Source organism: Pseudomonas sp. 44 R 15 (genome assembly GCF_900004965.1).
In the GTDB taxonomy this organism is placed as follows: Bacteria; Pseudomonadota; Gammaproteobacteria; order Pseudomonadales; family Pseudomonadaceae; genus Aquipseudomonas; species Aquipseudomonas orientalis_A.
In genome coordinates this window covers 19642-32910 of record NZ_CVTU01000097.1, presented here as the reverse complement: position 1 = coordinate 32910, position 13269 = coordinate 19642, and the positions used below count along the sequence as shown (strand labels likewise).

Sequence of the window (13269 nt, the reverse complement as noted above, 5' to 3'; positions counted from 1 at the left end):
CTGTCACATAATCTTGACGACTTTCTGCGCCCAGCGACAAAAAGGCGCGGCGCCTTACTCACTTTCGGGCCTTTTCATGCGTATCAAAGTGCATTGCCAGAACCGCATCGGCATCCTGCGGGACATCCTCAACCTGCTGGTGGAGTACGGCGTCAACGTGGCCAAGGGTGAGGTCGGCGGCGAGCATGGCAACGCCATCTACCTGTTCTGCCCGAACCTGGTGAACATGCAGTTCCAGGCGTTGCGCCCGCAGTTCGAGGCGATAGCCGGGGTGTTCGGCGTTAAAAGGGTAGGGCTGATGCCCAGCGAGCGTCGGCATATGGAGCTCAATGCGCTGCTGGGGGCCCTCGAGTTTCCGGTGCTGTCCATCGACATGGGCGGCTCGATCGTCGCCGCTAACCGTGCGGCGGCGCAGTTGCTGGGGGTTCGTGTGGACGAAGTGCCGGGCATTCCGCTGTCGCGCTACGCCGAAGACTTCGACTTGCCGGAGCTGGTGCGCGCGAGCAAATCGCGCATCAATGGCCTGCGGGTCAAGGTCAAGGGCGATGTGTTCCTGGCCGATATCGCACCGCTGCAATCCTCTGAACACGACGACAGCGAAGCCATGGCCGGCGCGGTATTGACCCTGCACCGCGCCGACCGCGTAGGCGAGCGTATCTACAATGTACGCAAGCAGGAACTGCGCGGCTTCGACAGCATTTTTCAAAGCTCCAAAGTCATGGCGGCGGTGGTGCGTGAGGCGCGGCGCATGGCGCCGTTGGATGCGCCTCTATTAATAGAAGGCGAAACCGGCACCGGCAAAGAGTTGCTGGCGCGGGCCTGCCACCTGGCGAGCCCGCGTGGGCAATCGCCTTTGATGGCGCTCAACTGCGCGGGCTTGCCGGAGTCGATGGCCGAGACCGAGCTGTTTGGCTACGGCCCCGGCGCGTTCGAAGGCGCGCGGGCCGAAGGCAAGCTTGGGCTGCTGGAGCTGACGGCGGGCGGTACGTTGTTTCTCGACGGCGTGGGAGAAATGAGCGCACGCCTGCAGGTGAAGCTGCTGCGCTTTTTGCAGGACGGTTGCTTTCGTCGCGTGGGCAGCGATGAAGAGGTGTACCTCGACGTTCGGGTGATCTGTGCGACCCAGGTCGATTTGTCCGAACTGTGCGCCCGTGGCGAATTCCGCCAGGACCTTTATCACCGCTTGAACGTGCTTTCGCTGCATATCCCGCCGTTGCGCGAATGCCTTGATGGGCTGGCGCCATTGGTCGAGCACTTTCTTGACCAGGCCAGCCGGCAGATCGGTTGCCCGCTGCCCAAATTGGCGCCTGCCGCGATGGACAAGCTCAGCCACTACCACTGGCCAGGCAATGTGCGCCAGTTGGAAAACGTGCTGTTCCAGGCCGTTTCGTTGTGCGAAGGCGGGACGGTCAAGGTTGAGCATATTCGCCTGCCCGATTATGGCGTGCGCCAGCCGCTTGGCGATTTTTCGCTGGAGGGCGGGTTGGAAGACATCGTCGGGCGGTTTGAAAAGGCCGTGCTCGAAGCGCTGTATGCCGAGCATCCGAGCAGCCGGCAACTGGGCAAGCGCCTGGGGGTTTCCCACACCACAGTCGCCAACAAACTGCGCGACTATGAAATCCTCAAGACCGATAAATAACCAATGTGGGAGGGGCGGTGCGACGATTCGACTTGCCCCCGATGGCAGTTTGTCAGTCAGATTGCTATTGGCTGACACACCGCTATCGGGGGCAAGCCCCCTCCCACATTTAATCTATGCCGTTGCCGAAAGCGGCAGTAGTCCGCCGTTTTTTCGACTATCCCTCCCTCGCTATTTTCAGACACCTTCGCGCAAACCCCCGCCGTTGCTGGGCTCCGACCTGTTTTCAAAAGTTGGTTCGCAAATTGCTTAAGTCTCCTCAGTACATCGGTGGGCGGCAAGCGTCCGTCAGAAAGAGGATAGAGCGTGGACAAGTACCTTTATGTGGCAATGACCGGCGCCAGCCAGAATGCTCTGGCGCAGAAGGCCCATGCCAACAATCTGGCGAACATTTCCACCAATGGTTTTCAGCGCGACCTGGAGCAGGCGCGGTCGATGCCGGTGTTCGGTGACAGCTTTCCGGCGCGGGCCTTTGCCCTGACCGAGCGGCCGGCCACGGACTTCACCCCCGGCGCGATGATCGAAACCGGGCGTGACCTGGATGTGGCCGTCAACGGCGACGGCTGGATGGCCGTGCAAACGCCCGATGGCGGCGAAGCCTACGTGCGCAGCGCCAGCATGAACGTGGATGCGCTGGGCGTACTGCGCGCCGGCAACGGCATGCCGATCATGGGCAACGGCGGCCCGATTGCCGTGCCGCCCCAGCAGAAAATCGAAGTGGGTTCGGACGGCACCATCAGCATCCGCTCCATGGGCGAAGGCCCACGGGTAATGGCGGAGGTGGACCGCATCAAGATGGTCCAGCCCGACCTCAAGAACATGACCAAGGGCTTGGACGGCACCATCCACACCATGGATGGCAGGCCGGCCCAGGCTGATGCGAACGTCAAGCTGACCTCGGGCTTCCTCCAGGCGAGCAACGTCAATGCCGTTGAGGAAATGACCGCGGTGCTGGCGCTCTCCAAGCAATTCGAGCTGCACATCAAGATGATGAACAGCGCTAAAGAAGGCGACCAGGCCATGACGCGCGTCATGCAGATGAGCTAAGCGCCCTGGTCGGCTTTTAAACAAACAACGCAGCACCGCGCCAACAAACAGGCGCACAGAGGAGAACAGCATGCTTCCGGCTCTATGGGTTGCCAAAACAGGTCTGTCCGCCCAGGACACCAACCTGACCACCATTTCCAACAACTTGGCCAACGTGTCGACCACGGGCTTCAAACGCGACCGTGCCGAGTTCCAGGACTTGCTCTATCAGATCAAGAAACAGCCAGGCGCCCAGTCGACCCAGGACAGCCAACTGCCATCGGGCCTGCAACTGGGTACCGGTGTGCAGATCGTCGGCACCCAGAAGAATTTCAGCGCCGGTAACCTGCAGCAGACTGGCCAGCCGCTGGACATGGCGATCAACGGCCGTGGTTTCTTCCAGATCCTGCAACCGGATGGGACCACGTCCTACACCCGTGACGGCACCTTCCACCTGGACTCCAACGGCCAGATCGTGACATCCAACGGTTTCGCCCTACAGCCTGCCGTTGTGGTTCCGGCGGACGCCAAGACCTTCACCGTCGGCAACGACGGCACCGTGTCCATCACCGTGGCCGGTAACCCCGCGTCGCAAGTGATCGGCAACCTGCAAACCGCCGACTTCATCAACCCGGCCGGCCTGCAGGCCATGGGCAACAACCTGTTCCTGGAAACCGCCTCCAGCGGCGCGCCGCAAATCGGCACCCCGGGCCTGAACGGTTTCGGCACCACGCTGCAGAGCACCCTGGAAACGTCCAACGTCAGCACGGTTGAGGAAATGGTCAACATGATCACCACCCAGCGTGCCTACGAGATGAACTCCAAGGTGATCTCCACCGCCGACAAGATGCTTTCGTTCGTCACGCAGAATTTGTAATCAGTCTATGGGGCGCCCTTAAAGCGCCTGTAACACCGTGAGGTTAGGGTCATGAATCGCTTTGTTTCTGTTCTGGCATTGAGTGGGATCGCCGTGCTTGCGGGCTGTGTCGCCCCGTCGCCGAAACCCAATGACCCGTACTACGCGCCGGTGTTGCCGCGCACGCCGTTGCCGGCGGCGGCCAACAATGGCTCGATCTACCAGGCCGGTTTCGAGCAGAACCTGTACAGCGACCGCAAGGCGTTCCGGGTCGGGGACATCATCACTATCACCCTGAACGAGCGCACCCAGGCCAGCAAGAATGCCAACTCGCAGATAGGCAAGACCAGCAAAGCCAAGCTGGGCCTGACATCGTTGTTCGGCGGCGTGCCCAACACCAATAACCCGTTGGGCAGTGGCGACCTGAGCCTCGACGCCGGTTACAGCGGCGACCGTGCTACCAACGGCAAGAGTGCGGCGGCCCAGGGCAACACCCTGACCGGTTCGATCACCGTGACCGTGGCCGACGTGCTGCCCAACGGCATCATTGCCATACGCGGTGAAAAATGGATGACCCTCAACACCGGCGACGAACTGGTGCGCATTGCCGGCATGGTCCGCGCCGATGACATTGCCACCGACAACACCGTGCCGTCGACGCGGATTGCCGATGCGCGCATTACCTACTCGGGTACGGGTTCGTTTGCCGATGCAAGCCAGCCGGGCTGGTTCGACCGTTTCTTCCTTAGCCCGTTGTTCCCTTTCTAGGTGGCCATTTTGAACGTCAAGCAACTGATGGCGGCGGTAGTGTTGCTGTCCCTGAGCGCCGTCGCCCAGGCCGAACGCCTGAAAGACATCGCCAGCATTTCCGGCGTGCGCTCCAACCAGTTGATCGGCTACGGGTTGGTGGTCGGCCTCAGCGGCACGGGTGACCAGACCACCCAGACCCCGTTCACCCTGCAAACCTTCAACAACATGCTGTCGCAGTTCGGTATCAAGGTGCCTGCGGGTTCGGGCAACGTGCAGCTGAAAAACGTCGCGGCGGTGTCGATCAGTGCCGATTTGCCGGCGTTCGCCAAGCCGGGCCAGGTGGTGGACATCACCGTTGCGTCCATCGGTAACTCCAAAAGCCTGCGGGGCGGCACCTTGCTGATGACCCCGCTCAAAGGGATCGACGGCAACGTCTACGCCATTGCCCAGGGCAACCTGGTGGTGGGCGGGTTCGACGCCGAAGGCCGCGACGGTTCGAAGATCACCGTCAACGTGCCGTCGGCCGGTCGCATTCCCGGGGGTGCCAGTGTTGAACGCACCGTGCCGAGCGGCTTCAATCAGGGCAACAGCCTGACCCTGAACCTCAACCGTTCCGACTTCACCACCGCCAAGCGTGTGGTCGACAAGATCAACGACATGCTTGGCCCTGGCGTGGCCCAGGCCATCGACGGCGGCTCGATCCGCGTCACTGCGCCGCTGGACCCAAGCCAGCGCGTCGACTACTTGTCGATCCTGGAAAACCTTGAGGTCGATCCAGGCCAGGCCATCGCCAAAGTCATCATCAACTCGCGCACCGGCACCATCGTGATCGGGCAGAACGTCAAGGTCTCGCCGGCGGCAGTGACCCACGGCAGCCTGACCGTGACCATTACCGAAGACCCGATCGTCAGCCAGCCTGGGCCCTTGTCCAACGGCCAGACCGCCGTGGTCCCGCGTTCGCGGGTCAATGCACAGCAGGAAGCCAAGCCAATGTTCAAGTTCGGCCCCGGTACCACCCTGGATGAGATTGTCCGCGCGGTGAACCAGGTCGGCGCCGCCCCCGGCGACTTGATGGCGATCCTCGAAGCCCTGAAACAGGCCGGCGCCCTGCAAGCCGACCTGATTGTGATCTGAGGCCATGGTCATGGATATGCGTAAGAGCGGTCTTATCAGTTCGGCAGACTCGGGGGCTTACTCCGACCTGAACCGGCTGAACCAGCTCAAGGTCGGCGACGGCAAAAACAGCGAAGGCAACATGCGCAAGGTTGCGCAGGAGTTCGAGTCGCTGTTTTTGAACGAAATGCTCAAATCCATGCGTTCGGCCACCGACGCCGTGGGCGAGGACAACCCGCTGAACACGTCGGCGGCCAAGCAGTACCAGGAAATGTATGACCAGCAATTGGCGGTGTCGATGTCCCGCGAAGGCGGAGGTATTGGCCTGGCGGACGTACTGATGCGCCAGATGCAGAAGAACAAGCCGGTGGACGCCCAGGCGGCCACCTTGCAGGGCCCCGCCACGGCTGAAACAGTGAAGAAGGTCGATGTTCCGACTGAAATTGCCGCCGGCACCCAGGCTGAGGGGCCGTTGGGTCGCTCCAATGGACAGCGTCCGTTGTGGGCTTACCGCGTCGCCGAGCCCAAGGCCGGTGCCGTTGCGTCCCACAGCAACGACATGGAACTGATGAACCAGCGCCGTATCGCCTTGCCAAGCAAACTGACCGACCGCCTGCTGGCGGGCATCGTGCCGAGTACCCAGGTCGAGGCCAAGGTCGCGCCACTGCGCAACAGTGCCGCCGATGACAACGTGATCAACAGCAGCGCGCGCAGCGTTGCCGTACCAAGCGGGAAGATGCAGGTCTACGGCCGCGCCATTGCCCAGCCACCGCTGGCACCGGCGAAGAAGGCCTTCAGCTCGCAGGATGAATTCGTCGCCACCATGCTGCCGATGGCCAAGGCCGCCGCCGCGCGTATCGGTATCGATCCGAAGTACCTGGTGGCCCAGGCCGCCCTGGAAACCGGTTGGGGTAAATCGGTGATGCGCGCCGAAGACGGCAGCAGCAGTCACAACCTGTTCGGCATCAAGGCCGGCCAGAGCTGGCAGGGCGGCCAGGCCCGGGCGATCACCAGCGAGTTTCGCGACGGCGCGATGGTTAAGGAGACGGCGCAGTTCCGCTCCTACAGCTCCTATCAGGACAGCTTCCATGACCTCGTGACGCTGCTGCAAAGCAATGATCGGTATAAAGAAGTTGTGAAATCAGCCGACAACCCGGAACAGTTTGTACGCGAGTTGCAAAAAGCCGGTTATGCAACCGATCCGGCCTACGCCAGCAAGATTTCGCAGATCGCCAAAAACATGAACAGTTACCAGAACTACGCTGCCGCTGGCGCAACCACACATTTATAAGGTCTGAACCATGAGTTTGCTCAGTATCGGGATGTCAGGGCTCAATGCCGCTCAAGGATCGCTGTCGGTCTTGAGTAATAACATCGCCAACGCCAATACCTCGGGTTATTCGCGTCAGCAGACCACGCAGAATGCCAATGCCAATAACCCCTACGGCGGTGTGTACATCGGCAGCGGCACCACCCTGTCGGATGTGCGCCGGGTGTATAACGAGTTCCTCGATGCGGCCTACCAGAACAGCACGGCGCTGAGCAACGACGCCAAGGCGTATGCCGGCCAGGCCAGCGCCATCGATAAGACCTTGTCGGACAAGACCACCGGCATGTCCTCGGTACTCAGTGCGTTCTTCGCCGCTGTGCAGACGTCGGCGGCCACCCCCAGCGATGTGTCCGCCCGGCAAGTGCTGTTGAGCAGCGCCCAGACCCTGAGCAACCGTTTCAATTCGATTTCCAGCCAGTTGAACGAGCAGAAACAGTCGATCAACGGCCAGTTGGGCACGCTGAGCGGCCAGGTCAACCAGTTGACCTCCTCGATTGCTTCGCTGAACAAGCAGATCACCCTGGCCCAGGGCTCCAGCAGCAGCGCCCCGGCCAACCTGCTCGATGCACGCAACGAAGCGGTACGTTCGCTCAATGAACTGGTGGGCGTGACCACCAGTGAAAAAAATGGCGTGTTCAGCGTCAGCACCGGCACCGGCCAATCCCTGGTGCTGGGCGATCAGGCCAATACGATTTCGGCGGTACCCGGCAGCAGCGATCCAAGCCAGTACACCATCGCGCTCAATGCCGGCGGCGGCACGGCGATCGACCTGGGCAACGTGCTCAGCGGCGGCAGCATCGGCGGCCTGCTGCGCTATCGCACCGACGCATTGATGCCGGCCATCAATGACCTGGGGCGCATCGCCCTGGCGACTGCCGATACCGTCAACAGCCAGCTGGGCCAGGGCCTGGACCTGAACGGCGACTTCGGTTCGTCGCTGTTCAAGGACATCAACAGCGCGGCCGCCGTCGCCCAGCGCAGTCAGGGCGCGATGGGCAACAGCAGCGGCTCCGGCAACTTGAACGTGAGCATCAGCGACACCAGCAAGCTGTCGACCTACGACTACAAAGTGACCTTTACCAGCGGCAACAACTACAACGTCGTGCGTTCCGACGGCAAGGCCATGGGCGCGTTCGACACCAACACCGCGCCGCCTCCGGTGATCGACGGTTTCACGCTGGCCCTGGATGGCAAGGGGCCGATAGCGGCGGGGGACAGTTTCAAGGTCAGCCCCACCGCCAGTGGCGCGGCAAACATCGGCACCGCGCTGACCGACGCCAACAAAATCGCGTTCGCCGGGCCGTTGCTGGGCGAGGGCAGCAAGACCAATCAAGGCACCGGCAGCTTTACTCCGCCGACCCTGACCCTGCCGATCGATATTCACGGTGGCGCCGACACGGCGCAACTGCGTACCGGCATCGAACATTCGATGCCGGTGAAGATGGTGTTCGGCAAGCCTGCGGCGGACGGCACTCAGAGCTACACGCTCAGCAATGCCCAGGGCAATCCGATCGGCACTGGCACCATCGTGCCCGGCCAAAGCAACAAGATCACCGTCGACGTACCGATGCGCGATGCCAACGGTGCACTGCTGGTGCCGGCCAAGAGCTTCAAGTTCGATACCACCGTTGGCGGTTTGCCCGCCGCCGGCGACAGCACCACGTTTTCCTTCAACGCCTCGGGCAAGTCCGATAACCGCAACGCCCAGGCGCTGCTCGACCTGCAAACCAAGCCGACGCTCGGCTTGTCCGATGGCAGTGGCGGCGGCGTGAGCCTGGTGGCGGCCAACAGCCGCCTGGTCTCCAGTGTCGGCGCCAAGGCCGCCTCCGCCATCACTGACACCACCGCCACCGGTGCCTTGCTCAAGGCCAACCAGGATGCGCGCAACTCGGTGTCCCAGGTCAACCTGGATGAAGAGGCGGGCGATATGATCAAGTTCCAGCAGTACTACACCGCGTCGTCGCAGATCATCAAGGCTGCGCAAGAAACCTTCAGCACGCTGATCAATAGTCTTTAAGGGAGTCTGGGACGATGCGTATTTCCACTGCTCAATATTTCGAAACCAGCTCGGCCAAGTATTCGGATAATTATTCCAGTGTGGTGAAGGCTCAGGATCAGGCGTCCACCGGCGTGCGCGTGCAGACCGCTTCCGATGACCCGGTCGCTGCGGCGCGTTTGCTGATGCTGCAGCAGCAGAAAGACATGTTGGGCCAGTTCAACGGCAACATCACCAGCTTGAAGAACTCGCTGACCAACGAAGAAAGCGTGCTGGGCTCGATCACCGACGCGCTGCAGAAAGCCAGTGAGCTGGCGTTGCGTGCGGGCGGCTCGCTGAGCGATGCCGATCGCAAGTCGATTGCCGGGGAAATCGGCGCGATAGAGGATCAGGTGCTGGGCTTGCTCAACAGCAAGGACGCAGCGGGCAGCTATCTGTTTTCCGGGTCCAAGACGGCGACCCCACCGTATAGCCGCAACAGCGATGGTTCCTATAGTTACCAGGGCGACGAGACCCCGCTCAGCCTGCAGGTGTCGGACACGCTGAAGATCCAGGCGGGCGATACCGGCAAGAGCATCATGGGGGGAGCGGCGAATTCGGGACGCACCCAGTCTACCTGGATAGCACCTGCGATCGTTCCGCCTGCGACGGCGCCGGTGCCGAACGACAATAAAGTCGCGTTGTCGGCAGGCCTGGTGACATCGGGCACTGACTACACCAAGCAATTTGCCGACGGCCAGCCTTACACGTTGACCTTTACCAGCAGCACCCAATACAAGATCTCCGACAAGAGCGGTAACGACATCACGTCGCAAATTCCGGGTAACGGTACTTTCGACTCCACCAAGGAAGGCGGTTCCAGCGTGAACCTGCGCGGCGTGAAGTTCGATATCACCCTGGACCTCAAGGATATCGCGCCGGGCCCGAACGCGGATGCTCTGGTCAAGGATCGTTCTTTCAGTCTGGCCGCCAAGCCGGACACCTTCAGTGTGTCCCGTACCCCAAGCAACCCGTCCACTGCGCAGTTGACCAATGCCTCGGTGTCCAATCAGGCGGCGTATGCCAGCACATTCCCGGCGAACAGCGGTGCGGTGGTCAAATTCACCTCCGGTACCGCGTACGAGGTGTATGCCCAGCCCTACACGGTTGACAGTAAAGCCATTGCCACAGGTGACACGGGCGGCGGCACCACGGTCACGGCTGCCGGGGTGACCTTTGGTGTCAGCGGTACGCCCCAAAGCGGAGATCAGTTCGCAGTCGCTGCAACGACACAGAAGACTCAGAATGCGTTGGATAGCCTCAGCCAGCTGCGCCATGCCCTGGAGCAACCGGCCGACGGTAATCCAGCGGCGACGGTCAAGCTCAAGGATGTACTGGACGCTTCCATCGCCAACTTTGGCAATACCCGTACACAGGTCGATAACGTACGCGGATCGATTGGTGCGCGGCAGAACGCACTGGACATTCAGACCAGCGAGAACACCAGCATCGGCCTGGCTAACACCAGCACCATGAGTGATCTGGGCAATATCGATACGGCTCAAGCCGCAATCAACCTGACCTTGCAGCAAACCATGCTGCAAGCCTCCCAGCTGGCTTTCGTGAAAATCTCGCAGTTGAGTCTCTTCAGCAAGATGTAAGTGGCGCTGCGTCAAGCGGCCCGCTCTGGAAACAGGGCGGGCCGTTGTCGTTTTTGGGGCTTAATTGTTTGGAAGTTTTGCACAAAGCGCACAAAATTGAGTGACCTGTGAGTCATAAAGCGCATCTTCACTGTATCGTGTGAAAAGGATAAGTCGTCACAGGGTCCTTGCGAGGCGGCTTTCAGCGAATTTTTTTGGGGTTATCCCCTTTTATTGTCAGCACTTCGGGCGCAGGCCCTGGGGTGTTCTCCAGCTATTTTGTATTGGGAAGCCACAATGATTGGCATTAAAAGCATCGCCAGTTACGTGCCGGCGGACGGTATCGATAACTACGCCCAGGGTGCCAAATTCGCCAAGGATGAGGAATTCATCATTGGCAAGATCGGCTCGGCGTTCCTGCCGCGCAAGGATGCCGCGCAGGAAACCTCCGATCTGTGTGTCGAAGCGGTCAACGCGTTGTTTGCCGGCAACCCGGACTTGAAGCGCGAGTCCATCGACGCGGTGATTGTCGTCACCCAGAACGGCGATGAAGAAGGGCTGCCCCACACCGCAGCCATCGTCCAGGACAAACTGGGCCTGCCGACCCACGTGGCCGCGTTCGATATCTCCCTGGGCTGCTCCGGCTATGTCTACGGCATCTATGCGATGAAGGGCTTCATGGAAGCCACCGGCCTGAAAAACGGCCTGCTGATCACTGCCGACCCGTATTCGAAAATCGTCGACCCGGAGGACCGCAACACCACCATGCTGTTCGGCGACGCCGCCACCGCCACCTGGATGGGCGAAGACCCGCAGTGGTTGCTCGGCAAATCCAAGTTCGGCACCGACGGTTCCGGCGCGCCGCACCTGAAGGTCAGTGACGGCGTGTTCTTCATGAATGGCCGCCAGGTGTTCAACTTCGCCTTGCTCAAGGTGCCGGCGCATTTGCACGAGTTGCTCGATGAGTCAGACCTCAAGGCCGATGACATCGATGCGTTCTGCATTCACCAGGGCAGTGCCGCCATTGTTGACGCGGTGGCGCGCCGTTTTGAAGATGCGCCGGTGGACAAGTTCATCAAGGACATGGTCGAGACCGGCAATACCGTATCGTCGAGCATTCCCTTGCTGCTGGAAAAACATGTGATGAATGCCGCCTGGCAGCGTGTGGCAATCAGCGGTTTTGGTGTAGGCCTGTCCTGGGGCTCGGCGATTCTGTATCGCCCATGACCCTGTGAGGGGCGCGTAAAAAAAACGTCGATGATCGAAAGATCATCGGCGTTTTTTATTTGGCGCCAGAAAAGCCAACAAAACCGGGGTTTTCAATAGCAGTAACTGCTTGAATTGCAAGGGCTGGCACAGGGCTAGTAAAAAAAATCAAAAAAAACCTCAAGCAACCGGCTACCACGACGATAACTATTACGTAGGTTCTCAGGCCACACCAGGCGGTTGCCAGGGCCGGAAGCCGCAGTATCCATCCATCGAGGATTTCGTCATGGCTTTAACAGTAAACACCAACATTGCTTCCATCACTACCCAGAACGGCCTTGCTAAAGCTGCCAGCTCGCTGCAAACCTCCATGCAGCGTCTGTCCACTGGCCTGAGCATCAACAGCGCTAAAGACAACGCCTCGGGCCTGCAGATTTCCAACCGCCTGACCAGCCAAATCAACGGCCTGGGCCAAGCTGTAAAGAACGCCAACGATGGTATCTCCATCGCGCAGACCGCTGAAGGCGCAATGCAGGCTTCGACCGACATTCTGCAAAAAATGCGTACCCTGGCGCTGTCCTCGGCTACCGGCTCCCTGAGCGACGCTGACCGTACTTCCAACCAGGAAGAATACCAGGCGCTGACTTCGGAACTGACCCGTATCTCGGAAACCACCACTTTCGGTGGCCAGAAGCTGCTCGACGGTTCGTACGGCACCAAAGCCATCCAGGTAGGCGCCAACGCCAACGAAACCATCAACCTGTCCCTGGACAACGTTGCTGCCAACAACATCGGTTCGCAGCAGATCAAGAGCGTCGGCGTTGCACCTAGCACCTCAGGTGTTGCCGGTGGCGTGATCGGCCTGACCGGTAATGGCCAGACCGCCAGTGTCACTGTTCTTCAAGGCGCATCGGCCAAAACCATCGCCAGCCAACTGAACGGCGCTGTAGGTGGCCTGAGCGCTACGGCCAGCACTGAAGCTCAATTCACCGTCGGTGCTGCCGCCAAGACCACGCCTGCTACCTTCACCATGACTGTTGGCGGCCAAGCCACCACCTTCACCGGTGTAACCGATACCGCCAGCCTGGCTGACCAACTGAAATCCAACTCCGCCAAGCTGGGCATCAGCGTCAACTACGACCAATCCAAGGGCACCCTGTCGGTCAAGTCCGATTCCGGTGAGAACCTGAACTTCAGTGCCTCCACTGCCGCCGGTTCGATCACTGTTGCCACCAAAGACGGTGCTGGTGCCTACGGTACCGCCGTCGCGCTGGCCGACGGCCTGATCGCTACCGGTGCAGTGAACCTGGACTCGTCCAAAGGCTACGCGATGAACGGTGCCGGTGTAACCGGTCTGTTCGCCGCAACAGGTACTGCCGCAGCTTCCACCAAGACCACGGTTGCACAGACCGACGTCAGCAGCGCTTTCAACGCACAAGCGGCCATCGCGGTACTGGACAAGGCTATCGGCGGCATCGACAGCACACGTTCGGGCCTGGGTGCTGTTCAGAACCGTCTGACGACTACTGTGGACAACCTGACCAACATTCAGAAAAACTCCACCGCTGCACGTTCTACCGTTCAAGACACCGACTTCGCTGCTGAAACAGCTCAGTTGACCAAGCAACAAACCCTGCAGTCGGCTGCTACCGCGATTCTGTCGCAGGCCAACCAACTGCCATCCGCTGTACTGAAGCTGCTTCAGTAATAGCGTCGCTTGGTAATTGACGGAAG

The 13269-nt window shown here is 60.5% G+C and carries 10 protein-coding genes; all 10 read left to right on the top strand.

The features are described 5' to 3' along the window. The first annotated feature begins 76 nt into the window (after positions 1 to 76). The 10 genes from BFP93_RS15600 (at position 77) to BFP93_RS15555 (ending at position 13243) form a co-directional block, all read left to right on the top strand. Positions 77 to 1639, top strand: a complete 1563-nt coding sequence (locus BFP93_RS15600) for a sigma-54-dependent transcriptional regulator (RefSeq protein ID WP_065893773.1) — start codon at positions 77 to 79, stop codon at positions 1637 to 1639. 306 nt (positions 1640 to 1945) lie between these two features. Beyond that, entirely contained in the window at positions 1946 to 2686 is a 741-nt protein-coding gene (locus tag BFP93_RS15595; protein ID WP_065884531.1) for a flagellar basal body rod protein FlgF, read from the top strand. 70 nt (positions 2687 to 2756) lie between these two features. After that, entirely contained in the window at positions 2757 to 3542 is a 786-nt protein-coding gene (gene flgG / locus BFP93_RS15590) for a flagellar basal-body rod protein FlgG (protein ID WP_065884532.1), read from the top strand. A 51-nt stretch (positions 3543 to 3593) separates the two neighbouring features. Next, entirely contained in the window at positions 3594 to 4289 is a 696-nt protein-coding gene (gene flgH / locus BFP93_RS15585; RefSeq protein ID WP_065884533.1) for a flagellar basal body L-ring protein FlgH, read from the top strand. 27 nt (positions 4290 to 4316) lie between these two features. Next, a complete protein-coding gene (locus tag BFP93_RS15580; RefSeq protein ID WP_163001578.1) occupies positions 4317 to 5405 on the top strand; it encodes a flagellar basal body P-ring protein FlgI in 1089 nt (362 codons plus the stop codon). Positions 5406 to 5409: 4 nt separating this feature from the next. Continuing rightward, positions 5410 to 6675, top strand: coding sequence for a flagellar assembly peptidoglycan hydrolase FlgJ (flgJ, locus tag BFP93_RS15575; RefSeq protein WP_065884534.1), 1266 nt, complete (start codon positions 5410 to 5412; stop codon positions 6673 to 6675). Between the two features lie 10 nt (positions 6676 to 6685). Then, entirely contained in the window at positions 6686 to 8731 is a 2046-nt protein-coding gene (gene flgK / locus BFP93_RS15570; protein ID WP_065893772.1) for a flagellar hook-associated protein FlgK, read from the top strand. Positions 8732 to 8745: 14 nt separating this feature from the next. Then, the gene (locus BFP93_RS15565) at positions 8746 to 10350 is read left to right on the top strand and encodes a flagellar hook-associated protein 3 (RefSeq protein WP_065893771.1); all 1605 of its coding nucleotides are present in this window, start codon (positions 8746 to 8748) and stop codon (positions 10348 to 10350) included. Positions 10351 to 10626: 276 nt separating this feature from the next. Then, positions 10627 to 11556 (top strand): ketoacyl-ACP synthase III, encoded by a 930-nt coding sequence (locus BFP93_RS15560; protein WP_065884537.1) that lies wholly within the window; start codon positions 10627 to 10629, stop codon positions 11554 to 11556. Between the two features lie 265 nt (positions 11557 to 11821). Next, positions 11822 to 13243 (top strand): flagellin N-terminal helical domain-containing protein, encoded by a 1422-nt coding sequence (locus tag BFP93_RS15555; RefSeq protein ID WP_065893770.1) that lies wholly within the window; start codon positions 11822 to 11824, stop codon positions 13241 to 13243. Positions 13244 to 13269: the final 26 nt, after the last annotated feature.